This window comes from Nitratidesulfovibrio sp. SRB-5, assembly GCF_019931275.1.
Lineage (GTDB): Bacteria > Desulfobacterota > Desulfovibrionia > Desulfovibrionales > Desulfovibrionaceae > Cupidesulfovibrio.
This window is the reverse complement of the sequence record NZ_JAIOTY010000001.1, coordinates 1,041,905-1,067,912: the sequence shown is the minus strand read 5'-3', so window position 1 is coordinate 1,067,912 and position 26,008 is coordinate 1,041,905. Positions and strand designations below refer to the sequence as shown.

General features: G+C 67.6%; 19 protein-coding genes and 1 riboswitch. Of the genes, 9 read left to right on the top strand and 10 right to left on the bottom strand.

What is annotated here, in order from left to right; genetic code table 11:
* Positions 1-209 precede the first annotated feature (209 nt).
* Together K6142_RS04195 and K6142_RS04190 are read right to left on the bottom strand one after the other, a co-directional pair.
* Positions 210-2,243: a methyl-accepting chemotaxis protein gene (locus K6142_RS04195; protein ID WP_190244511.1), complete on the bottom strand. Its 2,034-nt coding sequence runs from the start codon at positions 2,241-2,243 to the stop codon at positions 210-212.
* A gap of 315 nt (positions 2,244-2,558) precedes the next feature.
* Positions 2,559-4,388, bottom strand: a complete 1,830-nt coding sequence (locus K6142_RS04190; RefSeq protein WP_190244510.1) for a sigma-54-dependent transcriptional regulator — start codon at positions 4,386-4,388, stop codon at positions 2,559-2,561.
* Positions 4,389-4,938: 550 nt separating this feature from the next.
* Between K6142_RS04190 and K6142_RS04185 the strand changes: the two genes are divergently transcribed.
* From K6142_RS04185 to K6142_RS04170, 4 genes are all read left to right on the top strand, one after another.
* Positions 4,939-5,430, top strand: a complete 492-nt coding sequence (locus K6142_RS04185; protein ID WP_015946688.1) for a PilZ domain-containing protein — start codon at positions 4,939-4,941, stop codon at positions 5,428-5,430.
* Between the two features lie 487 nt (positions 5,431-5,917).
* Positions 5,918-6,481, top strand: coding sequence for a hypothetical protein (locus K6142_RS04180; protein WP_015946687.1), 564 nt, complete (start codon positions 5,918-5,920; stop codon positions 6,479-6,481).
* Between the two features lie 168 nt (positions 6,482-6,649).
* Positions 6,650-6,946, top strand: a complete 297-nt coding sequence (locus K6142_RS04175) for a hypothetical protein (RefSeq protein ID WP_190244509.1) — start codon at positions 6,650-6,652, stop codon at positions 6,944-6,946.
* Between the two features lie 146 nt (positions 6,947-7,092).
* A complete protein-coding gene (locus K6142_RS04170; RefSeq protein ID WP_015946685.1) occupies positions 7,093-7,470 on the top strand; it encodes a hypothetical protein in 378 nt (125 codons plus the stop codon).
* A 155-nt stretch (positions 7,471-7,625) separates the two neighbouring features.
* On the opposite strand, the gene murJ is transcribed toward K6142_RS04170, so the two are convergent.
* Complete coding sequence (gene murJ, locus K6142_RS04165) at positions 7,626-9,242, bottom strand: murein biosynthesis integral membrane protein MurJ (protein ID WP_190244508.1); 1,617 nt, start codon at positions 9,240-9,242, stop codon at positions 7,626-7,628.
* A 463-nt stretch (positions 9,243-9,705) separates the two neighbouring features.
* Positions 9,706-9,826, top strand: a riboswitch (SAM riboswitch).
* Positions 9,827-10,114: 288 nt separating this feature from the next.
* Between murJ and K6142_RS04160 the strand changes: the two genes are divergently transcribed.
* The gene (locus tag K6142_RS04160) at positions 10,115-10,381 is read left to right on the top strand and encodes a hypothetical protein (protein WP_015946683.1); all 267 of its coding nucleotides are present in this window, start codon (positions 10,115-10,117) and stop codon (positions 10,379-10,381) included.
* A gap of 285 nt (positions 10,382-10,666) precedes the next feature.
* Here K6142_RS04160 and K6142_RS04155 read toward each other — a convergent pair whose 3' ends face one another.
* The 5 genes from K6142_RS04155 to K6142_RS04135 form a co-directional block, all read right to left on the bottom strand.
* Complete coding sequence (locus tag K6142_RS04155) at positions 10,667-11,260, bottom strand: HAD family hydrolase (RefSeq protein ID WP_223290304.1); 594 nt, start codon at positions 11,258-11,260, stop codon at positions 10,667-10,669.
* Between the two features lie 163 nt (positions 11,261-11,423).
* Positions 11,424-13,070, bottom strand: coding sequence for a chaperonin GroEL (gene groL / locus K6142_RS04150; protein WP_190244507.1), 1,647 nt, complete (start codon positions 13,068-13,070; stop codon positions 11,424-11,426).
* A 43-nt stretch (positions 13,071-13,113) separates the two neighbouring features.
* Entirely contained in the window at positions 13,114-13,401 is a 288-nt protein-coding gene (groES, locus tag K6142_RS04145) for a co-chaperone GroES (protein ID WP_190244506.1), read from the bottom strand.
* A 539-nt stretch (positions 13,402-13,940) separates the two neighbouring features.
* Positions 13,941-15,347, bottom strand: a complete 1,407-nt coding sequence (locus K6142_RS04140) for a Na+/H+ antiporter NhaC family protein (RefSeq protein WP_190244505.1) — start codon at positions 15,345-15,347, stop codon at positions 13,941-13,943.
* A 214-nt stretch (positions 15,348-15,561) separates the two neighbouring features.
* Entirely contained in the window at positions 15,562-17,553 is a 1,992-nt protein-coding gene (locus tag K6142_RS04135) for an ATP-binding cassette domain-containing protein (RefSeq protein ID WP_190244504.1), read from the bottom strand.
* A gap of 476 nt (positions 17,554-18,029) precedes the next feature.
* On the opposite strand from K6142_RS04135, the gene K6142_RS04130 reads away from it, so the two are divergent.
* Both K6142_RS04130 and K6142_RS04125 read left to right on the top strand, forming a co-directional pair.
* Entirely contained in the window at positions 18,030-19,898 is a 1,869-nt protein-coding gene (locus K6142_RS04130) for a methyl-accepting chemotaxis protein (RefSeq protein WP_223290303.1), read from the top strand.
* 232 nt (positions 19,899-20,130) lie between these two features.
* The gene (locus tag K6142_RS04125; protein ID WP_015946676.1) at positions 20,131-20,529 is read left to right on the top strand and encodes a hypothetical protein; all 399 of its coding nucleotides are present in this window, start codon (positions 20,131-20,133) and stop codon (positions 20,527-20,529) included.
* 521 nt (positions 20,530-21,050) lie between these two features.
* Here K6142_RS04125 and K6142_RS04120 read toward each other — a convergent pair.
* Both K6142_RS04120 and K6142_RS04115 read right to left on the bottom strand, forming a co-directional pair.
* On the bottom strand, positions 21,051-21,542 hold the full coding sequence (locus tag K6142_RS04120) for a YajQ family cyclic di-GMP-binding protein (RefSeq protein WP_015946675.1): 492 nt from the start codon (positions 21,540-21,542) through the stop codon (positions 21,051-21,053).
* A gap of 251 nt (positions 21,543-21,793) precedes the next feature.
* Positions 21,794-23,479 (bottom strand): DEAD/DEAH box helicase, encoded by a 1,686-nt coding sequence (locus K6142_RS04115; RefSeq protein WP_223380757.1) that lies wholly within the window; start codon positions 23,477-23,479, stop codon positions 21,794-21,796.
* A 292-nt stretch (positions 23,480-23,771) separates the two neighbouring features.
* Here K6142_RS04115 and K6142_RS04110 point away from each other — a divergent pair, with 292 nt between their 5' ends.
* Together K6142_RS04110 and msrA are read left to right on the top strand one after the other, a co-directional pair.
* Positions 23,772-24,824, top strand: a complete 1,053-nt coding sequence (locus K6142_RS04110; RefSeq protein WP_223380756.1) for a phosphotransferase — start codon at positions 23,772-23,774, stop codon at positions 24,822-24,824.
* Positions 24,825-25,005: 181 nt separating this feature from the next.
* Positions 25,006-25,692, top strand: a complete 687-nt coding sequence (msrA, locus tag K6142_RS04105) for a peptide-methionine (S)-S-oxide reductase MsrA (protein ID WP_190245048.1) — start codon at positions 25,006-25,008, stop codon at positions 25,690-25,692.
* The last annotated feature ends 316 nt before the right edge of the window (positions 25,693-26,008 follow it).

The window sequence follows — 26,008 nt, the reverse complement described above, 5'->3', positions numbered from 1 at the left end:
CCCTCTCGTCACCCTCGTCACGCCACGGCCAGTCCCGCCCCATGGCGCGTCACGAGCGCATCGGGCCATACGGCCCGCACCGCAGCCGCGCTGCCCCCGTCATCCCGTCCCGCATGGTAAACGCAAGATCGGGACCGCCCCCGCAGGGACGGTCCCGATCATCATGTCCGGCCTGACGCCGCAGTGGCGGCCTGCCGCTTTATGCGAGCTCAGGCGTTGTCGCGCTGCATCTGCTCGATGATGGCCTTCAGCCTCTGGGCCTGCGCCGCAAGTTCGCTCACGGCCAGGGCCGACTGGCGCATGGCGTCGCTGGTCTCGGTGGAGATGCGGTTCACCTCCTCCACCGCCCGGTTGATCTCTTCGGACGCGGCGGACTGCTCTTCGCTGGCGGTGGCGATGGAGCGCACCTGATCGGACACGGAATCGGCCAGGGCCACGATGGCCCCCAGCGACTGCCCCGCCTCTCGCGCCCTGCCCGTGACGCTTTCCACCTCGCGCACCGTCTCGCCCACCTGGGCGATGCTCACCTTGGCCCCCTGCTGGATGCCGCCGATGGCCTCGCCCACTTCCCTGGTGGCGGTCATGGTCTTTTCCGCCAGCTTGCGCACCTCGTCGGCCACCACGGCAAAGCCGCGCCCGGCATCCCCCGCGCGCGCGGCTTCGATGGCGGCATTCAGCGCCAGCAGGTTGGTCTGGTCGGCGATGTCGGAAATCACGCCCAGAATGGCCCCGATGCGTTCGGTGCTCTTGCCCAGGGCGTCCATGTCGCGGTTCAGGGTTTCGGAATGTCGCTGCACGACGCCGATGCCGTCGATCATGGCCTCCACGATGCCCGACCCGGCCGTGGCCTTGGCCTTGGCGTCGCCCGCCGTGTCCGCCGCAAGGCCCGCGCTGCGGGCCACCTCGAGCACGGTGGCGTTCATCTCTTCCATGGCCACGGCGGTCTCGCCGGTGCGGCGGCTTTGCAGTTCCGCCCCGCGAGAGGACTGTTCGATCTGCGCCGAAAGCTCTTCCGACGCGGCGGAGACGATGTCCACGATGCCTTCCAACTCGCGCGCGGCGTGCAGCATGCCCTCGCGCCGGGCCTGCTCGCCGCGTGCGCGGGCCTCTTCGGCCTCCGCCATGGCCTGCTGGGACTTTCTGGTCTCTTCCGCCGCAAGGCGGGTCTGCTCCTGCGACTCGCCGATCTTGTCCTTGAGCGTGCCCACCATGGATCGCAAGGCGTCTGCCAGTTGGCCCACCTCGTCGCCCGTGCGCACGGCAAGTTCGGAATCCAGGTCGCCCCCGGCCACGGACGTGGCAAAGGCGGTGGTGCGCGCTATGGGCCGCGACAGGGCGCGCGCCAGCAGCCAGGCCACCCCTATCATCACCGGCAGCACGCCCGCCATGACCGCCAGCGACGAATCGGTCACCCGGTCCTGGGCGTCGATGATGCTTGCCACCGGCATGCCGATGAACCACATGCCGATGGTCTTGCCTTCCATGTCCCGGATGGGCCAGTAGGCGGTCTCGTATTCGCTGCCCAGAATCTGGTTGCGCGCCAGAAAGGTCTTGCCCGCGCTGAACACCGTCTCCAGCACCTTGGGGTTGTCCATGCGCGTGCCGATGGCCCGCTTGCCGTCGCGCACGATGGTGGTCATGACGCGCGTGTCGCCCTTGAACACGGTAACCTCAAGCCCGGTGAACGACTTGATGTCGTCCACGAAGCCCTCGCGCACCAGCGAGGTGCCGATGGCCACCGTGCCCACCACCTTGCCGTCGCGGCGGATGGGCGCGCCCGCGCGCAGGGTGAACGGCACCACCGTGCCGGAAATGACACCCACGGACGCTTCGCCGCGCAGGGCACGGCGCACGGTGTCCTGGTCCAGCACCGAGTCGCCCGTCTTGTCCGAATGGCCGCGTGCCAGCACGTTGCCCTTGTCGTCGGTGACGGTCATGAAGTCGGATCCCACGTCACGCATCAGCCGTTTGGCCAGTTCGGTCGCGCGTGCTCCGTCGCCCGCGGCCACGGCGGCCACGAAATCCGTATGCTGCGCCACCAGCGCCGCTTCCTCCAGAAATTTCGCGGAACGGTCGCCGATGTTGCGCACCACCACATCGCGCAACCGGGTTACCGCCTCGGCAGATTCGTCGGCAAATCCGCGTTTCATGAAGTGGTGGGCCGTGCCGAAAATGGCCGCCGCCGTAAGCAGCACGATACAGATGACCATGATGAGCAGTTTGCGAAGAATCGTCAGCTTCATGCACGCCTCGCACGGTAACATGATGAGTGTGTACTTCACATATCGGACAACCACTCACGAACATTAGGGAACACGTGATTACCCAATGCACTTTCATGCGGCACGCGCCTGCCCGGCGGCCTGCCTTTCATTTCACGTAACAGACATGACGGACTGTTGTCTCGTTTCGGCAACCACAAGGCGTGCGCGGCGCGGGCTGGCGCGCGCACGAAGAGGGGCCCCTGCGCGGAAAGGCCGCATGCTCGGGCAACGCGAAGGAGAATGCTCCCGTGCGCGCGAAACGGTAAGGAAGAGAAGGGGAAGGAGGGGGCCCGGTCAGTTTCCGGTGCGCAGCGAAATGGAATGCTTCTGCAGCAACTCGTACAGCCGGGCGCGGGAAAGGCCGGAAAGCGCAATGGCAGAGGCTATCTCGCCCCGGCTGCGCCGGATGAGTTCCATGAGGTAGGCGGACTCCATGCGGTCCATGGTCACTTCACGCGCGGAGCGAAACGAGGGAAACACCTCGTTGGCAAAGCCGAAACGTTCCCGTTCCACGGGCGGCGGGCAGGTGTCCGGCGAAGGAGCGTGCATGGCACGGGCTCCGTCGTGCAAGTCTACGGCGGACCTGGCGAATGCCACGCCCGTACCCGCATGAACTGCCGCCCCCTGCATCACTGCGCCCCCCAGACGGGCGACGCCGTCCGGCAGCCCTGCCCCGTCAGACAGGCCCATCCCGTCCGGCAGACCCGTCCCGTACGGCAGACCCTCCCCGTCCGGCAGACCGTATGCGACGGACGAGCCGGAAAGCCTGGGAGACGCAGAATACCCGGACAATCCGGGTTGTCCGTGCGGGCCGGACTGGCCGAGTTCAGTCCCGTACCCACGCCCGTTGTCCCCGGCCCCGGTTCCCGTATCCGCCGAGCCCATTGTTCCCGGAGCGTGTCTGGGAGGGTGCACCTCTTCCTCATGCTCGCGCGCGGGCGCCTGGTCGCGCCGGGCGCGCATGACGTGGCCGCGAATCTCCACCGGCAGATGCTGGGGGTACAGCCGCTGTTCGGCAAAGGCCGCCTGCACCGCAAAGTGCAGGGCGTTGATCAGGTCGCGCACGTTGCCCGGCCAATGATAGAGTTGCACCGCTTCCACGAAATCGGGCGACATCTGCTTGGCGGCCAGCCGGTGCTGGCGGCAGATGCGGTCCACGTAGTGCCGGGCCAGGGGCTCTATGTCGTCGCGCCGCTCGCGCAGGGGGGGCAACTGGATGATGCGGGTCTTCAGGCGGTGGTACAGATCCTTGCGGAAGGCCCCGCGCCGCACCATGTCCTCGATGTCGCAATTGGTGGCGGCCACCAGGCGGAAGTCGCTGCGCACCTCGTTGCGGGCGCTGATGGGCCGAAAGGTGCGTTCCTGCAACACCCGCAACAGCGACTTCTGCACCGAAAGGTCCAGGTCGCCTATTTCGTCCAGGAATATGGTGCCGCCGTCGGCCTGCTTGAACAGGCCGTCGCGCGCGGCGTCGGCCCCGGTGAACGACCCGCGTTCGTGCCCGAACAGGATGCTTTCGGCCAGGGTGCTCGGCAGGTTGGTGCAGTCCACCACGATGAAACCGCGCCCGGCGCGCTCGCTGTTTTCATGCACGGCCCGCGCGAACAGTTCCTTGCCGGTGCCCGTTTCGCCCAGGATCAGCACGTTGGTGTCGGTGCGGGCGGCCACGCCCAGCGAGTGCAGGCAGCGCTCCAGCGGCAGGCTGGTGCCGATGATGTCGCCGCGCTTGATGTTGGCCTGACCGATCAGGGCCACCTTGGCGGCGTGATGGTACAGGCAGCGCTCCAGCACCTGGCGCACGGAGGGTTCGGGGATGGGGTGCAGCAACACGTCCCAGGCCCCGGCGCGGATGGCGTCCTCTGCCCTGTTGCCCGTGCGCTGGGCCGTAAGGGCCAGCACTTCGGGCTGGCCGCGCATGGCGGACAGTTCCGGCAGGCAGGCCACGCCTTCCGGGCCGGGCATGTCCACGTCCAGCAGCACCACGTCGCACGCGCGGCGGCGCCCGCTGGCCACGGCCTCTTCGCAGGTGGAAACCACTCGGCACGCATGCCCTGCGGCGGTAATGGCGGGCACAAGGTATTCCCTGTACCGCCGGGTGGGATCAATCAGCAGAACGTCTGCCATGGTCACTTTCACCGGTCGTATCCGCCGGCCCCCCGCTCGTGCGCAGCTGCGCCGTCTGCCGTGTGTACGCATTTCACGACACCCCAGGACGCGCTCTTGCGCAGCCTGACGTGCTTCTCCGAATCCCGCAACACCCTGAATGAACGCACCCCCCTGCGGTGATGCGGCAGTCCACCGGATCCCCCCTTGGCTTGCCGCTGTCGAGCAGCACAAACCATACGGCGCGCGCCTGTCCGTATCTTATGCCACAGCATTATATTTTCGGAAAGGGGTCTAGATTTATACGGGGCTGCATCACGCAATTACTTTTATCGCGTTTTGCCTCTCGCACGGGGCTGCTGTCCGCCTTCTCCGGACGCGGACCGGTCCTCCCGGACACCTTGCGAGTCTGCCCCGACCGGAGCAGGACAATAAAAACGTTATCAACACCCTATAATAAAAGAATATCTCTCAAGAGCAGCATGAATTCCCGTACGGATGGCACGGACTTTTCATATCTTGGCGTCAAGCGTCATTGTCTGCCTTTTGTGGACAACACTGGAGAGCCGCCATGAGAAGATTCCGCGAACTTCGTGTTCACCCCGACCTGCTGAAGCGCATCGACTCCGCCGCGGAAGAAATGGGCATCACCACGACGGCCCTCGTGGAGGGACTGCTGGAACGCTACCTGTTGCGGCGCGATGCCAAATCGCGGGACGACGCGGACCGGCGCTCCTTCGAACGCCATCCCATCCGGCTGCCCGGCGTGGTGTACGTCACCGAGCCGGACGGCCATTACGGACGCTACCAGCCCGTGGAACTGCACGACATCTCGCTGAATGGCGTGGGCTTTCGAATGCCCCCCAATGCCGAATTGGACATGCGCCTGGCCGACGCCGAGTTCGAGGTGATCTTTCGCCTGGACGACAACAACCCGCCAGTGCGCATGCGCTGCCGCAGCACCCGCAACGAGCGCGGCAAGGGCGCCACGCGGGTAGGCGCGTCGTTCATCGGCGGCGATGCCGCCAGCCATGCCCTCATGGAACGCTACTTCGTCCAGTAACCCCCGGCCGACGTGCCCGTCGCGCAGCCCCGCTGGCAACCCGGGGCGCACGGGCCAAACGGGCGACATGCTTTTGCCCGGCGTCCGGGCGGCACGCCACTCCCGGTGCCTCCATCTTTCCCGTCCCGTCCCGCCCCTGCCCGCCCTTGCCCGTTCTGACAAGACAGGCCGGGCCCATGCGTACGGCCATCAGTTCGTGCGCGCCCAGCACCTGCCCACCCGCTGCCGCCTTCCTGTCCCCTGCCCCCCTGCCCTGTCCCCGCCCCTATCGTCTATCCCTTGTCCCTTGACGCGCCCCGCGCCTTTCGAGCAAAGTCTCGTCCACAACAGCGCGGAGACAACGCGGGAACAACACGGACAGCGCCGGGCACCCCCGGCACGCCGAACCACCCGCCATGCAGGTGCGGGCAACGCCCCCCCCCGCGAGCACGGCAGCGCCCCGGCGCGCGCCGCCCCCACACGAGCATAACCCCCAGGAGACAGGGACATGGCGGAACATACTGCGGAAAAACTTGACGTGCAGCCTTACTTCGACGTGGAACTGCTGATGAACACCAGCCAGGAAACGCGCATCGGCGGCGAAGTGATGAACCGCCTGATGCAGCGCTGGGAAGCCTGGATGGACAAGCTGCACGCCCTGCACATCAGCACCGGAAAGATCCAGTACCTTGTGGTGTGGCTGGACAGCGACGTGGAAGAAGACGTGGACGCCGCATGGGAATCCTCTCCCTCCGACGCGTTCATCGTCAATTCCCTGGCCCAGACCATGGTCATGAGCGCGGTCCACATGCTGCTGCCCGAAGTGGAGGACGTGGGCTGCGCCCCGGCCCCCAAGCCCACCGACAAGCTGCGCGCCGCACTGGAGGCAGAAGGCCTGCCCTACAACGGCGACGGTCCCACCCTGTCGCGCCGTTACGCCGTGGTCACCCATTACCCCTTCAAGGGCGGCTGCGAAATCTGCACCCTGCTCAAGGACTGTCCCAAGGGTTCCGGCGCGGCGGGCGCCCCCTCGTCCATCGTGCTGCCGGGGTACGAACCGGGCACGGAATAGCGCCTGCCTCCGGCGGGTCCACGGGACACAGCCGAATCACCCGGGCCATGGCGCGCACCAGCACGCCATGGCCTTTCCGTTGCGCGGTGCGCGCCTTTACTTCACCCGGCGACTGCCCTAGAATGCGCGCCCAAGGAACCGGACAGGAGGAACGGCCCGGAGGCGGACATGTCCACGGATTTCGCCATGCAGCTTCCAGGACTGCGCCGCATGAGCCCAGGGCTGCTGCGGGCCATGTCCGCTCCGCTCGACCCGTGGCACGACCCGCCCTACCTGACGCCGCCGTCCCCCACCCTGCTGGACAAGACCCAGATCGTCGTCGATGACATGGAAGCCGATGCGGCGGCTGAACGCCAGCGCCTGCAACGCGCGGGCTACAGCCCGCCCAGGGGCGACACCCGCCACCAGAGCCCGCTGGTGGTGCCTGAACGCATCGCGGGCACGCTGGTCTCGCTGATCGGCTGACGCGGCAACCGGCCTTGCCGATTCCGGCGCGTCTGCCAGTTCCGGCGAATCCGGCCTGTCTGGCGGATATAGCCTGCCTGGCGAATCCGGTCTGTCTGGCGGATATGGCCTGTCTGGCCGGTCCCATACTTTCCCAAGGAGCGTCCATGAGTCAGGACCCGAAATACCCGACCCGCATCCGCTACGAATACGAGCACGATCCCGGCGTGCGCCTGGAATACGCCCACGGCGTGTGGGGCGGCATCAACCCGCAGGGCGAGATCGAAATGAGCTTCTACATAGAAACCGACAAGATGCCGCCGTTTTCCGAGCGCCTGGTGGCGCCCGACGGCAGCTTCGGCCACGAGGTGGCCCCCTACGACGAAAACCTGAAGGTGATCACCCGCCACATCCGCTCCAAGGTGGTGCTGAACTACCACACCGCCCGTGCCGTTCTGGAATGGCTGGAGGAAAAGGTGGAAACCCTGGAGATGGAAGAGGAAGGCGGCATGATGTACGAAGGCGAAGGCGGCCTCGAACAGTAACAGGCCGTCTGCCGGTCCTTTCATGCACTGAAGCCTCCGTTGCGGTGACGCAGCGGAGGCTTTCTCATGTGATCCGGCTGTCGCACGGAAGCCGGGCGGAATTCGATACCGCCGGGGCCCGTCAGCCGTCCGTTGGTCGCCCGTCAGCCGCCCGCCTACAGGTCTTCCCCCTGCCGCCCACCCCGCAGGCGCGCCAGCAGCGGGCGCACCCGCGACAGTACCGGTTCCGCCAGTTCCGGGGCGAAGCGGCGGGCCAGCAGCAGATATGCCCCGGCGAACACCGGTCCGCTGGCGGCCAGCGCCAGGAATGCCCCCCACAACTGGCCTGCCGGGCTGGCCGGGGCCAGCAGCGGCGCATACGCCAGCGCGGGCCAGGCGGGCAGCGCGGCGGCGGCGCACAGAGCCACAGATTTCGCGCCGCACCCGATAATGCCGGAAAGTCCGCCCCCCCCATGGCGCCTGCGCCACACAAGGGCCAGGGCCACGGTATACACGGCCACGGCCACCGTGCCCGCCACGGCCACGCCCAACGTGCCGCGCGTGCCCGCGTGGCCCGCCAGCACGTACAGCGGCAGCGCGGCCAGGGTGGCCAGGGTGCCCACCACCGCCGGGGTCACCGTGTCCTGATGGGCGTAGAAGGCCCGGCCCACCACCTGCTGCACGGCCCAGAAGGCCACGCCGCACAGCATCACCCGCAACAGGGGCGCGGAGGCCAGCGTCTCGGCGGCGGCGAACCCGCCGCCCTGAAAGATCAGGCGCATGGTGGGCTCCGCCGCCAGCAGCATCCACACGGACAGGGGGATGATCACCGCCAGGGCGTTGCGCAGGGCCGTGGACAGGGTGGCGTCGAAGGCGTCGGACTCCCCTTTGGCGGCCAGCGCCGCCAGAAACGGGTACGAGGCCACCCCGGCGGCCTGGGCCACCACGCCCACCGGCACCAGCATGATGCGCCGGGCATAGTTGAGCAGGCTCACCGCCCCTTCGCCGGTCATGGAACCGAAGATGCGCACGAACTGCTCGTCCAGCACCACCACCGACTGACCGATCATCAGGGGCAGGGCCAGCAGGGCGAAACGGCGCACGCCGGGGTGGCGCAGCACCGGACGCAGCCGCACCCCGCCGCCGCGCGCGGCGGCCAGCACGGGCAAGGCAAGGCTGCCCAGCGCCGCGCCCGCCAGCACGCCCCAGCAAAACCCCTCCATGCCGCGCGCCGGGGCCAGCGCCCACGACAGCACGCCGCCGCCGATGATGCAGCCGTTGTACACCAGCGGCCCCATGGCGGGCACCGCGAACTGGCGGCGCATGTACAGCAGCGCGGTGACGCACGCCCCCGGCAGAAAGAACGCCTGCGCGGGCAGGATGATGCGCAGGAAGCGCACCAGCCGGGCCGTGGACGGTGCGTCGAAGCCCGGCGCGGCCACACGGGCCAGTTCCGGCGCGTACCACCAGGCCACGCCGGTCATCAGGCAGATGACGATGGTGATCCACCAGAAGGCGGCGGCAAAGAAGCGCCAGCCATCTTCCGGATCGCGCTCGAAGCGTTCCGACAGCAGGGGAATGAGGGTGATGGAGAAGTAGCCGCCCGCCAGCAGATAGTTGATGAAGTCGGGCACCACGAAGGCGGCGAAGTAGATGTCCGCCTCTGCCGTGGCCCCGAACAGGTAGGAGATGACCTTGTCGCGCAAGAGGCCCATGAACCGCGACGCAAAGACGCTGGCCGCCATGATCAGGGCGGCGGCGCCCATCTGGTGGGTGCGGGTGAACAGCTTCATGCGACGGCGGGCTCTCCTGTGGCGGGCAAGACGTGATGGACGTGCGGTACGCAGGAACCACTACCCCATACCGCCCCGCTTGACCATACGATGGGGCGGGCGGGGGCTGCATCCAACGCGGTCCGCCCCCCTGGCCGCCCGGCGCACCCGGCCTGTCCTGTCTGTCCGATGCGCCCGGCGCACCCGGCCTGTCCTGTCTGTCCGATGCGTCCGGCCTGTCATGTATGTTCGGCACCCTTCCAGTCCACCGCATGGTCCCACCCGGCCCATCGGTCGCCCGGACTCACGCTTCGCGTCCCCCCCCTTTTCGGGTTTCCGGTCGCGCGGTCACATTTTTTCAGCAGTGGTACTATACGAGACCACTTTTTATGCGCGCTATCATCCCAAAAAAGCTACTATACAAGTATTTCCTGATTTCCTGCTTAACCATTGACAACTGTGCACTCAACCGCTAGATATGCCCCATTCATGGAGAGAGGCGCGAGGGTACGGCCCTGTGACCGCCCGGCAACCTGCCCTGACGTGACGCCGTCGGTCGGGACAAGGTGCCAATACCGACCGTGTAGCGCACGGGATCATGATCGCGGGCTTGCGGCGTCGGCCTCTCCTTGCGAGGGGCTTTTTCTGTTTTGGGGGCATCGTCCGGACGCTGGAGCCGCACGGTGCATGTGGGTGGATTTCAGGCCAATTGCGCACCCACAGAAAAAAAATGCAGCTAACAGGCCGTTGCGCCACGGGGGCCGCCACACACCCAGCCGGAACATCCGGCGGGACGGCGGACAGCCCAAGGGCGCACGGTGGTCCGCCGGACCAGCCCCCGGCGGATTGACCACGCGAAGCCCGGACGGCTTCGCGGAAAAAAGGGAGACACGATGAAGGATTTTCTGGAGAAGTTGCAGCCCGTTGGCGAGTGTGTGATCTACTACCTCTACCACAACGAGGACGAACCCATGCCCACCTGCTGGTCTGACCCGCTGGAACTCATGGGTGACATGACTCGCCTGCAACTCACCGACGCACAGATGCGCGAACTGCGCGACATCGTGAGCGAGGAAATCCGCAGCGAAGGCCCCGAGGCGGTCTGGAAGGGGCGCACCCTGCGCAAGAACATCATCCATTCCTGCGGCTACCTAGTGTAGCCGGGCACCTTCGGCGGGCGCGTCCGGCAGCGCGCCCTGCACGAAGCAGTTGCCTGTTCCTGTACCTGACCCGGTACCTGACCCGGCCTTCGATCCATCGCCCCTCCGGCCATTTCCCCGCCCCGCGTGCCCGCGCGCACGGCGGACCGCACGGCCCGGAACACACACGCAGAACACAACGCCCCCGTCGGGAAACCGGCGGGGGCGTTTCTGTTGATCGGCAGGCACGGGGCATGGCCCGATGGCAAGGCCGGATTTTCACGGCGCGATGGACAACCCGCCCCGTCAGCCCTCGAACCCCAGTTCTGCCAGCAGGCCGGGCAGTTCGCGGAAATCGCGCATGGTGCGCACGCGGGGCGCGGTGCGCGCCTCGCGCACCGTTCCGTTGCGCGGCGGATCGAACCAGATGCCATGCATCCCCGCCTGCGTGGCGCCCCACACGTCGCCGGTCCAGTCGTCGCCGATCATCACCACCCTGCTGGCGGGCAGCCCCAGGTCGCGCAGCGCATACGACCAGAACGGCGGCCAGGGCTTGGGCGACCCCGCCGAACGCCACGTGTACACCCCGGCCAGCAACGGCCCCACGCCCATGGGGGCAAGGGCCGCGCGGATGGGGCCTTCGTCCGACTCCGAGGCGTTGGACGCCAGCGCCAGCCGCCAGCCAGCGGCCAGCGAACACAGCACCTCGCCCGCGTGGGGCATGGGTTCCTCGTCGGTCCAGCCGTGTTGCGGCCCCATCCAGCGGGGCATGACGCGCATCAGCGTGCCGCCCCAGTCCAGCAGCAACGCCTTGTCGGGCAGCAGAGCCCTGTCGGGCACGTTCGCGGGGTGCATGTCATCCGGCACGGTGCCTGCGTCCGTGTGTTTCGCTTTCGCCATGGTTCCTCTCCTGCCCCGTGGTGCCCGTGCGTCGGGCCCGCGTCAAGTCGGAATGGCCCGCATCCGTGCTGCTCCCCTTTCGCGCAAACGAAAAGGGCCGGAACCCGAAGGTTCCGGCCCACAGTCACGTGCGATGATGCGCGGGGCGTACCAGCCTTTCGGCCTAGTACATGCCGCCCATGCCGCCCATGCCACCCATGCCGCCACCGGGCATGGGCATGTCCTTCTTGGCTTCGGGCTTTTCGGCAATGGCGCATTCGGTGGTCAGCAGCAGCGAGGCAACGGAGGCCGCGTTCTGCAGGGCGATGCGGGTGACCTTCTTGGGGTCGATGACACCGGCCTTGATCAGGTCTTCGAACTCGCCGGACGCGGCGTTGAAGCCGAAGCCGTCCTTGCCGTCGCGCACCTTCTCGACCACGATGGAACCTTCGTAGCCGGCGTTGGACGAGATCTGGCGCAGCGGTTCTTCGATGGCGCGGCGGATGATGTTCACGCCAGCGGCTTCGTCGTCGTCAGCGGGCTTCACGTCGTCCAGCACCTTGGAGATGCGGATGTAGGCGGTGCCGCCACCGGGGACGATGCCTTCTTCCACCGCGGCGCGGGTGGCGTTCAGGGCGTCCTCGACGCGGTCCTTCTTTTCCTTCATTTCGGTTTCGGTCGCGGCGCCCACGTTGATCACGGCCACGCCGCCCACCAGCTTGGCCAGGCGTTCCTGCAGCTTTTCGCGGTCGTAGTCGGAAGTGGTTTCGTCGATCTGGGCGCGGATCTGCTTCACGCGCGCCTTGATGTCTTCGGACTTGCCAGCGCCGTCAACGATGGTGGTGTTTTCCTTGTCCACAACCACGCGCTTGGCGGTGCCAAGGTCGGCCACCGAGATGTTTTCGAGCTTCACGCCCATGTCTTCGGACACCACGGTGCCGCCGGTCAGGACGGCGATGTCCTGCAGCATGGCCTTGCGGCGGTCGCCGAAGCCGGGGGCCTTCACGGCAACAACCTGCAGGGTGCCGCGCAGCTTGTTGACCACCAGGGTGGCCAGGGCTTCGCCTTCCACGTCTTCGGCGATGATCACCAGCGGACGGTTCATCTTGGCCACCTGTTCGAGAACGGGCAGCATGTCCTTCATGCTGGAGATCTTCTTCTCGTTGCAGAGAATGAAGGGCTCGTCGAGTTCGCAGACCATCTTTTCGGGATCGGTCACGAAGTAGGGCGACAGGTAGCCACGGTCGAACTGCATGCCTTCGACCACTTCAAGGGTGGTTTCCAGACCCTTGGCTTCCTCGACGGTGATGACGCCTTCCTTGCCCACCTTGGCCATGGCCTCGGCGATGATGTTGCCGATGGTGGTGTCGGAGTTGGCGGAAATGGTGCCGATCTGGGCGATTTCCTTCTGGTCGCGGGTGGGCTTGGCCAGGGTGCCAAGTTCCTTGACCAGCTTTTCAACGGCCTTGTCGATGCCGCGCTTGATAGCCATGGGGCTGCGGCCAGCGGCCACCAGCTTCACGCCTTCGCGGTAGATGGCCTGGGCCAGGATGGTGGCGGTGGTGGTGCCGTCACCGGCGATGTCGCTGGTCTTGGAAGCAACTTCCTTGACCATCTGCGCGCCCATGTTCTCGAACTTGTCCTCGAGTTCGATTTCCTTGGCCACGGTCACGCCGTCCTTGGTGATGACGGGCGAGCCGAAAGACTTTTCGATGACCACGTTGCGGCCCTTGGGACCGAGGGTCACCTTGACGGCATTGGCGAGCTTGTCCACGCCGCGGGAAAGCTTTTCGCGGGCCTTGACGTCGAACAGGATTTCCTTGGAAGCCATTGTATTCATCCTCCTCGGGAGTAAGTGCTGAGTTCGCGGGGCGTTATTCGATGATGGCGAGAATGTCGTCTTCGCGCATGACGAGGTGCTCGACGCCGTCAAGCTTGATCTCGGTGCCGGCGTACTTGCTGAAGAGCACCATGTCGCCCTTCTTGACGGTCATGGCGATGAGCTTGCCGTCTTCCGCGACCTTGCCGGGACCGGCGGCGACGACTTCGCCGCGCGAGGGCTTTTCCTTGGCGGTGTCGGGGATGAAGAGGCCGCCGGCGGTCTTTTCTTCGGATTCGAGGCGCTTCACCAGAACGCGGTCATTCAAAGGCTTCAGATTCATGACAACTAGTCCTCCAACTTTAGGTGATCGCTGTTTGTCCCGTCTTTGGCACTCGCGGGGTGCGAGTGCCAAAGGCAAGGGCGGTCATCTCGCCGCGCGTCATGACGGTGTCATGCGCGCGCCCTCCCGCCGCATGGCGGGGGGCGAAATTCGTCTCGCCCGATGTATCGTGGCTTTTCGGCAGGGGCTGGACCCGCAAGAACCTGCTGGTCATCGGGTCCGTCTGCCGGATGCGGTTGCGCGCCCGCGCTCGCTGACGCGGTGGCGGTGCATGGCAACCGCGTTGGATAATAAGGCAGGTTTGCGGGTTGAAAAGGGGGGGCGTGTGCATTTTTTTGCATTTTCTTCACGCGCCATGCAAATTCAGCGGGTTGCACGCCCGGCGCGCCCCCACCGGCCCCCTTGCCGTCCGTGCCCTTCCGCACGTTGCCGCCCTTTTCGCCCCCTTCACCAGACCGGGTGCTACGGGGAATGCCCGCTCTGCCGTTTGCCGATCTGCCCTCACTGGCGGATCTGGCAGATCTGGCAGATCTGGCAGCCTACGCCCGCTCGCCCCCGGACGCCACCGTACGCGGGGCGCGCGGCAGCCCGGTAAGAATGGCCAGCACACCCGCCGCGCCCAGCAACAGGCAGTAATAGTTGGCCGACAGCACCGCCACGGGAGAGATGCCCGCGATGGACCCGGCCAGCAGCACCTGCGCCGCGTGCGGGGCCAGCCCCTGCACCACGCACGAGAAGATGTCCAGCAGGCTGGCACTGCGGCGCGGGTCCACGCCGGAGGTGGCGGCGATCTCGCGGGCCATGCCCCCGGTCAGGATGATGGCCACGGTGTTGTTGGCGGTGCACAGGTCGGCCACGGCCACCAGGCCGGAAATGCCCGCTTCTCCGGTGCGGGCGGCGGCTCCGCCGCGTTCGCCGGGCCGGTCGATGAACCGGCGCACGGCGGCCAGCAGCCAGGCCACCCCGCCCTGATAGCGGATGAGTTCGCCAAGGCCGCCCATGAGCATGGACAGCACGAGAATCTCGTGCATGCCGGTAAAGCCCTTGTAGATGTCCTGGGCGAATTTCAGCGGCGTGTAACCGTCCACCACGGCCATGCCCACGCCGCCCGCCAGGGCGATGCCCGCGAACAGCACGGCGAACACGTTCATGCCCGAAAGCGCCATGGCCAGAATGGCCACGTAGGGCAGCACCGTGATCACGCGGTAATCGCCGGGCGCGGCGGCCCGGCCCGCATCGCCCGCCAGCCAGAGCACCGCCACGGCCAGCAGCGCGGCGGGCAGCGCAATGGCGAAGTTCATGCGGAACTTGTCGCGCATGTCGCAGCCTTGGGTGCGCGTGGCCGCGATGGTGGTGTCGGAGATCATGGACAGGTTGTCGCCGAACATGGCCCCGCCCACCACCGCGCCCATGAGCAGCGCGGCATCCATGCCGGTCTGGGCGGCCACGCCCGCCGCGATGGGCCCCACGGCGGCGATGGTGCCCATGGAGGTGCCCATGGCCGTGGCCACGAAGGCCGAAATGACGAACAACCCCGGCAGCACCAGCCGTTGCGGCACCAGCGACAGCCCCAGGTTCACCGTGGATTCCACCCCGCCGATGGCCGACGCCACCGAGGCAAAGCCACCGGCCAGCAGGTAGATGACGCACATGGTGACGATGTTGATCTCGCCCGCGCCGGACAGAAAGACGTTGACCCGCCGGGTCAGGCCGCCGGACCGGGCCGCCGTGGCCGGGTCCTTTTCGCGCAGGACCAGGGCCAGGGCGATGGCGGGCAGAATGGCCACCGTGGGCGACAGCTGGTAGAAGGCCATCTCCGTTCCGGCGGCGCCAAGGGCCAGCCCGGCACCAATGAACAGAACCAGGAACAGGAACAGCGGCAGCAGGGCCACGGGGTTGGGGGCGGGCTGATGCAGGGGCGCGGCAACTGGAGACGTCGGGGACATGGCGATATCCTTATTCCGGCCCGGCGGCTGCCGGGCCGATGCATGCAGTGTGATGTGTCCGGGTACCGGGACCGGACGAGAGGAAGCCCGCCTCGCGGGCCTGCGCGTGACGGCGGACCGTGCAGATAGGGACGGGGACGCCGCGTGTCCAGACGAACTGGCGCGGGCGTCCCCGGAATATCATGCCGCGCCGCTTATTCGCGGTCATTCACGGCTACTCACGAAATTGGGCCAGTTCCGCGATGCGCGCCTCCGCCACTTCCCAGCGTTCCAGCAGGGCGGTCTGCTCGCCTTCCAGCGCGGTGACCCGCGCGGCGGCGGCGTTGAAGCCCTCCGGATCGGTGGTGAAGAAGTCCGGCTCGGCCAGTCGGGCTTCCAGCGTGGCCTGTTCGCGCTCCAGCGCGTCCAGATTGCCGGGCAGCGCCGCCAGTTCCTCGCGCAGCCCGGCCAGTTCGCGCTGTTCCTTGAAGGTCAGCTTGCGAATCTGGGCGGTACCGGAACCGGGGCCAGCGGAGTTGTCCGCCTGTCCGTTGCCCGGGCCGTCGCCCTCCCCGTTCCTGCGGGGGGCGGCCTCGCCACTGGCGCCATCCTTTCCGGCGGCATCGGCTACCGGCTTCGGGCGCTGGCGCAGCCAGTCGGTGTAGCCGCCCACGTACTCGCGCACGTTGCCGTCGTCGTCGAAGGCCAGGGTGCTGGTCACCACGTCGTCAAGGAACGCGCGGTCATGGCTCACCAGCAGCACGGTGCCCTGGTATTCGGCCAGCAGTTCCTCCAGCAGATCCAGCGTTTCCACGTCCAGGTCGTTGGTGGGTTCGTCCAGCACCAGCAGGTTGGAGGGCCGGGTGAACAGCTTGGCCAGCAGCAGGCGGTTGCGCTCGCCGCCGGACAATACCTTGGCGGGCAGGCGCAGCCGGTCCGGCTCGAACAGGAAATCGCGCAGGTACCCGGCCACGTGGCGGCGGTTGCCGTTGACCTCTATGGTGTCCGCGCCCTCGGCCACGTTGTCCATGACCGACTTCTCGCCGTCCAGCGCCGTGCGCAACTGGTCGAAATAGGCGATTTCCAGCCGGGTGCCGTGGCGCACCTCGCCGGAATGGGGAACAAGCTGGCCCAGCAGCAGGCGCAGCAGGGTGGTCTTGCCGGAGCCGTTGGGGCCGATCAGCCCCACCCGGTCGCCGCGCTGGATCAGCGCCGAAAAGTCGCGCAGCACCGACCTGGCGTTCTCGTGGGCGAAGCACACGTTGCGCGCCTCGATGACCAGCTTGCCAGAGCGTTCCGCCTCCTGCGCCAGCATGGCCACCCCGCCCTGCCGTTCGCGGCGGCGGGCGCGTTCCTCGCGCAGGGCGTACAGGGCGCGCACCCGGCCCATGTTGCGGGTGCGCCGGGCCTTGATGCCCTGGCGCACCCAGGCCTCTTCCTGGGCCAGCTTCTTGTCGAACAGGGCGAACTGGCGTTCCTCGTTCTCCAGCCGGGCCTCGCGCTGCTCCTGATACTGGTCGTACCCGCAGGCATAGGAATGCAGCTTGCCCCGGTCCACCTCCACGATGCGGGTGGCCAGACGGCGCACGAAGGCCCGGTCGTGCGAGACGAACACCAGCGTGCGCGCGCGGCGCATCAGATAATCTTCCAGCCAGGCGATGGTGTCGATGTCGATGTGGTTGGTGGGTTCGTCCAGCAGCAGATCCTGCGACGCTACCAGCGCGCGGGCCAGCAGCACCCGGCGCTTGCGCCCGCCGGACAGGGTGGAGAACTCTCGTTCCGGGTCCAGACGCAGGTGGTTGCACACGGACACCACGTCGCCGTAATGCTCCCACCCTTCGCCCGATTCCAGCCCGCGCCGCGCCGCCGCCAGGGCGGCCTCATCCACGGGGCGGCCCGCCTCGCGCGCGGCCTCCAGCACGTGAAAGGCGGCCAGCGCCTCGCCCTCGGGTCCAAGTCCCCCCGCCACTATGCCGAACACCGGGCCGGTCATGTCCACCGGCACCTCCTGCGGCATGCTGCCAAAGCGCAAACCCGGCGTGCGCACCACCTCGCCCGCGTCGGGGCGCAGGTCACCGGCCATCAGCCGCAACAGCGTCGATTTGCCCGCGCCGTTGCGCCCCACAAGACAGATGCGTTCGCCCTGCTCCACGTGCAGGTTGGCCCCGTCCAGCAGCTTGCCGGTGCCGAGGTTGAGCGTGACGTCCTGAATGCCCAGCAATGCCATGCGCGTATCCCACCAGAAATATATGTTTCCGCAAAAATACCGGACAAAAAAACGCATCTCCGAACAAATGTCCGAAAAGAGTCCGCCAACAACCGGATATAGCGTTCAATCAATCAGTCTAGCGCGCAACCGCCCCCTGAGCAAGCCGGACAAAACAAGTCCACAAAACTCTGCGATACCGGAATGTTATCATTGCAACACAAAAGCATGCGTAAATATGTGCTAACATTGACATGTGCGCACGGCAAGAGATAGACGCAGCACTACCGCCGCATCAAGCGCCATGGGAAATGGCGCGCACGCCACAATCCCATGGGGTATCCATGCGCCACGTTTCTTCACAAGCATTGTTCTGTGCCATGGCCACCGGCCTTCTCGCGGCCAGTGTGGCTGCCCTGGTGCCGCTTGTATCCGGCACGTTTTCCGTATTGCACGGCATCGCCACTTTGGCTGTGGCGTGCATCGCCGCAGTCGGCATGCTGGTGTGCCGTGCACGCGGACAGGCGGCCGACGCACGCCTGCTGCACGATGCAGCGCTGAAGGGCCTCGGCCCCGCCGCCGGAAGCACACCCGCCGCCCTGGCCGAAGCCGCCGCCGCCATAGCCGCCCTGCGCGACGAGGCACTGCGCAATGCCGCCGCCGGGCAGGCCATGCTGGAAGCCCTTGATGGAGAGACCAGACAGGCCGGGCAAGCCAGACAGGCCGGACAGGCCGGACAAGGTGGACAGGCCGCCCCCACTGCCGCCAATCACCCGGACGATGCCGTCCCCTACCTGCTGCTGGACGCCAAGGGCATGGTCACCTGCGCCTCGTCGGCCCTGCTGGCCCTGCTCGACACAGGCACCACATCACCCGTCGCCCTCCCCGGAACCCTTGACGCCGTGGGCCTGCGTCCCGCCCCCACGGACAAAGCCGGAACGGAACTGCTGCGCAACATCCGCGAGTGCCGCGCCGCCAAGGGCGAACTGGTCATCCCCCTGGCCTGCGGGACAACGGGCAACGGCGCGGCCCCCGGCGCATCCTGCCTGATCCACCTTGCGGTGTCCGCCTGCCCCATCACCGACACAGCGGGCCGCGCCCACGGCAGCTTCGTGCTGCTGCGCGACATGACCCGGCTGCGCGCCGCGCAGTGTACCCTGGCCAGCACGTCGTCGCGCATCGAACGCTTTGCCGCCGATTCCATGTCGGCGGCTGGCGAAGTGACCCGCGCCGCGGAAGACCTGGCCACCCTGATCCAGGAAGCCAACGCGGGGGCGGGCAGCCAGCAGGAGCGCACGGCGGAAACCGCCACCGCCATGGAACAGATGAACGCCACGGTCATGGAAGTGGCCCGCAACGCGGCCCACGCCGCCGACCAGGCCGCCGAAACCCGCCGCCGCAGCATGGATGGCGCCCGGCAGGTGAACGAACTGGTGGCGCACATCGACGGCGTGGAGCAGGTCATCGGCCAGCTGGCAGAACGCGTGGGCGCGCTGGACACGCAGGCGGGCAACATCGGCCAGGTGATGAACGTCATTTCCGACATCGCCGACCAGACCAACCTGCTGGCGCTGAACGCCGCCATCGAAGCTGCCCGCGCCGGTGACGCCGGGCGCGGATTCGCCGTCGTCGCCGACGAAGTGCGCAAGCTGGCCGAAAAGACCATGAACGCCACCCGCGAGGTGAGCGAGGTGATTACCGGCATCCAGCAAAGCTCGCGCGCAGCCGCCCGCGAGATGGACGGAGCCCGCGCCGCCGTCAACGAGGCCGCCCGCCGCGCCCAGGATTCCGGCACCGCGCTGTCGGAAATCCTTGCCCTTACCGACAACACCAGCATCCAGGTGCAGTCCATCGCCACCGCCGCAGAGCAGCAGTCGGCCACATCCGCCGAGATCAACCGCGCTGTGGAGGCCATTACCGGCATTGCCGGGCGCACCATGGACATGATGAACCATGCCGCGCAGGACATCTTCAGCCTGGCCGGGCGTTCCAGCGACCTTTCGCGCACCGTCGCGCGCATTACCGCCACCGGCGAGGCCGACGACGCGACCGAAGCCGCCATGGCGGGCAAGGCCGTGCCCTGCTGGGAATTCAAGAAGTGCGGACGCGAAAAGGGGGGCGCCAAGGAAAAGGAAATGGGCATCTGCCCCGCCTGGCCCGACCACGGCTTCAGCTGTGCCGGGGTTACCGGCACCTTCTGCGGCGGCAGCATCCAGGAAACCTTTGCCAAGAAGATCGGCAACTGCGCCAAGTGCGACTTCTTCAAAAGCGCTTCCTACCGGCGCGACGCCCACGATTCGCAAATGTCCGGCGGAGCATTGGGCGGCACGTCGGGCAGGGGCGTGCGGCTGGAACTGCGGCGCTAGGCCGCGCGACAAGCCGCCGGGGCGCCGCCCCCGCGTGCATCCATCAGCCAGATCAGCCACACAAGAGGGGCGGGGCGCACGCAACGCCCCGCCCCTTTGCAATCCGGTTCGCCGTCCCTCTCCGCGAGCCTGCCCCCGCCTCGGCCCAGGGAGTACGGCCCAAGGCGCGGGACGCAACCCTTGCGCCCCGACCTGCACAAGGGTACTAAGGCCATAACAGGAGGTGCCATCCATGCCCGCCACCGAACCCGACGCCCGCAAGGGACGCGAAGCCCTTGGACTCTGGCTTGACCAAATGGCCGCCGCCGTGCGCGACATCGAACACGAGGCCGAACAGGCGCTGCACCGGAACGAGGACCAGGACGCCTACCGCGACCTGATGCGCCGCAAGGCGCAACTGCTGGCATCTCTGCCCGACCGTGCCCGCGACCTGCTGCCCCAGTTCGAGGGGCACGAGCGCGAGGCCATCGCCGACCGACTGTCGCGCTTTGCCTCCAGCGCATCCAACGCCCTGCGCATCGATTCCGTATTCTACATGTCCGCCCTGCTCTACCCGGAAGACCACACCCCCGGGCAGCCCAACGACCTGGAAACCTTTGCCGCCGCCGTGCGCGCAGGGCGGGCCGGGTAGTACGAAGAGAACGGTCCAACCGCATCGAACGTCCCCAAACAACTCGGGGCCTGCAAAACATCAAAGACAACCGCCCGGATACGAGAAGTATCCGGGCGGTTGTCTTTGGATATCTACCACGTTGAGGCTGTTACGCCCGAAAGCACACGCCTTCCACTCACCACTATCTTCCGCCCACAGGCCAGTACCCGCCTCCGCCCACGCACCGGGCAGGGCGAGGGGGCGGCCTGCGATGGCGAAACGCGGCGGCGGCCCCCAAGGCAAGGCGTGGTGCGCCACGGCGACGACGGCGTAGCAGCGCTACGTCGAGGAAGCCGGGGTGTGCCGCAACGCAGCCAGCGAAGAAGCACAGTCAGCGGGGAGCGCTCGATGCGCCAAGGGTTGTCTCCTGATTAGGATTTTTGTTCGTTGGCGAGGAAAACGAGCCTGCCATGAGGGAGTATACTCTTATCGTATTCGACCGATATGGCAGGCGAAGTTTAACAAAGCCAACGGACAAAAAGACAATCAGGAGGCAGCCCTTAGGCCTTCATGTTGACGAACTGAAGAGGCACGCCAAACTCCTCCCCCCGCAGCAACTGGATGACTTCCTGAAGGTCGTCGATCTTCTTGCCGGTCACGCGCACCTGGTCGTCCTGGATGGCGGCCTGCACTTTCAGTTTAGAATCCTTGATCTTCTTGACGATCTTCTGGGCGACATCCTTGGTGATGCCTTCCTGGATCACCACGTCGCGCTTGACCTGGCCCTTGGACGTCGGCTCGATATCCTTGAACTCCAGGCACTTGGGATCGACCTTGCGACGGATGCAGTGGGATTGCAGCATGTCCTGCAGGGCGCGCATCTTCATTTCATCGCCCGCCAGCAGGTGAATGCGCTTGTCACCGCGATGCAGTTCGATTTCGGTGACGGAATTGCGGAAGTCGTAGCGGGTGTCCACTTCCTTCTTCACGTTGTTCACGGCGTTGTCGAGTTCCTGCATCTCGACCTTGTTGACCACGTCGAACGAGGGCATGCGAACCTCCGGATGAAGCGTGCGTGGGCACGCGGATTGAAACGTGTTCTGGGGACCGGCTGGCCGTGCGCGTTGGCCCGCTTGGACCGGTCACGATCTGCCGGGCACGGAAACGGCCTTCCGATCCCGCATGAGGACACAGGATGTAGCAAAGGGCGCGCCGTGGTTCAAGCCGATGCGCCGGGTGCCGGACCGGGGTCGCCGGATCGTGTTCCGGCCCCCTGCCGCTTCCGCGCGGGCCGGGATGCCTGTCAGCCTGCGGAGTGGGAACCGGAGCCGCCGGAAGGGCCACGTCCCCCACCCTCGCGCCCCATGCCGTCCCGACCGGCCTTGGCGCGCCCATCCTGCCCCGCATGCCCGGAAGTGCCGGGGCCGGGCTGCGGCCGGGCGGACTTGGCCGCCTGCTGCCCCTGCGGCTGCGGCGCGCCGCCCTGGGCCGCCGGGGGCACGGCATGGCGGGCCGGACGGGGCCGGACGGGCTGGCGCGGCGGTTCCGGGGCCTCGGCGGGTTGCAGTTGCGGCTTGCGCCCGCCGGGCAGGCGGGCCTGCCGGGGCGGCAAGGCGGGGCGCGCCCCTTCCGGGCTGCGCGCCGTCGCGCCGTAGTCGAAGCCCTCGAAGCGGCAGCGGGTCACCGGGCCGCCCAGGGCGCGCTCGATGTGGCGCACCGCCGTCTCGTCGCCGGGGGCCACCAGGGTCATGGCCGTGCCCGCGCGGGCGGCGCGACCGGTGCGACCGATGCGGTGGATGTAGGCGTCCGCCGTGGCGGGCACGTCGTAATTCACCACGTGGGTCACCCGCGAAATGTCCAGCCCGCGCGCGGCCACGTCGGTGGCCACCAGCACGGCGTAGCGCCCGGTGCGAAACCCGTCCAGGGTCGCCTGGCGCCGCCGCTGCGAAAGCTTGCCTTGCAGGCATCCCACGCGCAGCCCCGTGGAAGCCAGTTGCTGCCACAGGCGGCGCGCCCCGTGCCGGGTGCGCACGAACACCAGCACCGCGCCGGCCAGGGGTTCGTCCTCGACGAAATGCAGGGGCGGATGGCCGCCGGCCGTATCCCCGGCGAAAGCGCCACCTTCGTCGGTGTCAAAGCCGTCGTCACCCTCGTCATCAATGCCGCCGCCGATGTCATCAGGCATGTCCGCCATATCGGGCATATCGGGCATATCGGGCATACCGGGCATACCGGGCTCATGGGCCGTCCCGGCGTGCGCAGCCACGCCGGGCAGCAGCCGGGCGCGCAGCATGGCCTTCAGCAGCGGGGTCTTGAGGTGGGCGGGCACCGGATACAGGGCATGGTCCACGGTGGCCGCCGGGGCCTGCGCGTCCACGCTGACGGTCACGGGGTCGCGCAGGGCCTCGCCCGCCAGGCCTTGCACGGCCTGCGGCAACGTGGCGGAAAACAGCATGCGCTGGCACCGCGCGGGCACGGCGGCCAGCAGCGTCCGCACGTCGGCCAGAAAACCCAGTTCGAACAGCGAATCGCCCTCGTCCAGCACCAGCACGTCAAGGGCGGAAAGGTTCAGGTGGCCGCGCCGCAGATGGTCCAGCAGCCGCCCGGGACAGGCCACCACGATCTCCACCCCGGTGCGCAGCCGCAGGGTCTGCGGCATGATGCCCACCCCGCCGTAGATGGTGGTGGAGCGCAGGCGGGTCATGGAGCCCAGCCGTCGGATATGGTCGTGAATCTGTTCGGCCAGTTCGCGCGTGGGGGCCACCACCAGCGCCCGCACCTGCCCGCGCGGCCCTTCCAGCAGGCGTTGCAAGAGCGGCAACGCGTAGGCGGCGGTCTTGCCCGTGCCGGTGGCGGCCAGCGCCAGCACGTCGCGCCCGGACAGCGCGGCGGGAATGGCCCGGCGCTGCACGGGGGTGGGCAGATGGTAGCCCATGCTTTCCACCCCGGCCAGCAGGCGGGCGTCAAGGGGCAGTTCGGCGAAGGTCACGGCGGAAACACTCCGGAATGGCCGGGGGCCGGGCTGTTCGGACACGGAACGCGGAACGCGGGACCGCAACGCCGGGTGATACTACGTTGCCCCGGCGACCGTGGCAATGCCGGGAAAGGTCCGGACGCGCGGTCCGCTCCGTATGCCGCATTTCCTCTGCCGCGCCCTGGCAGATCCTTGCCGTCTCCTTGCCGCCCCTGACCGAACTGGACACGGCGCCCCCGGCATGGAACACTGCGCCCTTCCGTTTTCCGGCCACCGCAGCCTCCACGCCAACCGCCCCGGAGTTTTCATGCTCGACCTGCTGTACCGTTTCGGCATCACCCCGCGCCGCCTGGCCACGGAATTTCCCCTGCCCGGCAGCCCGGAACGCTGCCTGACCCGCACGGCGGTGCAGGGCGACGACGGGCGGTTGTGGATGCTGGAACGGCTGGCCCCGACGCAGGTTTCCCGGCGCGAGGCCATGGGCGACCTGCTGGCGCAACTGGCGGACCCTGCCGTGTCCGGCCCGGAACTGGCCGCGCTGGTGCCCGCGTATCTGCCGGTGGAGGATGGCGACCTGCGCCATGTGCTCAAGGCGGACACCCCGCCCCATGCCGGGTACTGGCAGCTTTCGCCCTTCGTGCCCGGCGCGGAACCGCCCCGCCCCGACTATCTGGACCACGACTGGCGCGGGCGCGCAGTGGCCGCCCTGCTGCTGGCCCTGCACCGGGCCGGTGACAACCTGCCCGCCGGACTGCCCCCCGCGCCGGTGCCCCCGCTGCCCGCGTTCATCGCCGGGCTGCACGAGGCGGTGGCCCGCCGCCTGCCGGAGGCCGCCCGCCGCCTGCACCCGGTACGCGACGCGCTGGAGGCCCTGCCCGACGTGCTGGCCGCCCAACCGGTGGTGCTGGCCCATGGCGATGCCCACCCCCTGAACCTGATCTGGGCGCCCTGCGGCAAAGGCGACGACGCCCCGGCGGATGGCAGCGGACCACCGACCTGCGAACCGCTGGCCGCGCTGCGCGGGGTCATCGACTGGGAATTCGCCGGGGCGCAGCCCGCGCTGTACGACGCCGCCAACTGCATCGGCTGCGTGGGTTTCGAGCACCCCTCTGGCCTTGGACGCGGCTTTGCCGCCGGGTTCACCACCGCGCTGCGCCAGGGCGTGGCCCCGTACGAGCTTGCCGGAATGGGGGCCGATATGTTGCGCCATCTGCCGCTGATGGTGCTGGCATCCCGCTTCGGCTGGCTGTCGGAATGGCTGCGCAGGGGCGACCGGGAGATGCTGGGCATGGAACTGGACTACTGCGACATCCTGCTGCACCACCGCCAGCGGTTGGCGAACATGTGGGCCGGGGGATAGCCAACCGCCGTTCGCGCCGCCGTCCGCGCCTACCGTCCGGCATGTCCCGCCGATACACCCGCGCCGCCACCACGTCGCCCCAATCCCCCTGTACTCCCGGCGCGGGCGTGCTATATCTGACATGATGCCCGAAGGGGCGCGCCACTTCCGGCGCACCGCCTCCGGCAAGGGAGTACGCATCATGTCCACCCTGCTTCAGTCCCCGTTCATCGAGACCGCAACGTCGGCACTGGCCGCGCTGGCGCATCTTCTTCCTCTTTCTGCCCTGTTGCTGGCCGCCCTGCTGCTGCCCGCCACGGCCCGCGCCGCGCAGGACGATGCAGTCGCGCCCCCCCGCCAGGCCGCCGCAACGGCCACCGCCGTGTTCGCCGGGGGCTGCTTCTGGTGCATGGAAAAGCCCTTCGACCAACTGGACGGCGTGCTTGAAACCACCTCCGGTTACACCGGGGGCAACGTGGATTCCCCCACCTACAAGCAGGTGTCCTCGGGCCTTACCGGCCACGCCGAAGCCCTGCGGGTTACCTACGACCCGGCCAGGGTGACGTACGAAACGCTGCTGGACGTCTTCTGGCGCAACGTGGACCCGCTGGACGCGGGCGGCCAGTTCTGCGACCGGGGCAGCCAGTACCGCTCGGCCATCTTCGTGGCCGATGCGGCGCAGCGCGAGGTCGCCGAGGCCAGCAAGAAGGCGACGGAGGCACGCCTGGGCAAGCCGGTGGCCACCGGCATAGAAGACGCCTCCACCTTCTGGCCCGCCGAGGAATACCATCAGGACTACTACCGCAAGAATCCCATCCGCTACGCCTACTATCGAACCGGCTGCGGACGCGACAAGCGGCTGGAACAGGTCTGGGGCGCGGAAAAATGATCCGGCGCGCAAGGCGCCACCCGGAAACGAGAAAGGACGCCGCCCGTGATGGGGCGGCGTCCCGGGTTGTTGACAATTTCTGTTTCTGGACGACTCCGGCGGCCAAGGACAGCAGCCGTTATGCGAGCTTGCGAGCATTACGGATGGTGATCGCAGAGCGGCTGCCGCCCCTTGGAAGCCCCATGTTTTGTGCTTTCGGAATGTGCAGGGAGCACAAATGAAAGTTTTGGGGGGAGGGGGCCGGGGGAGGAGACCCTTTTCCAAAAGGGCCCCTCCCCCGGAAGAATTTGGGGTTGTCAGCAGTCAGAAGGACGCC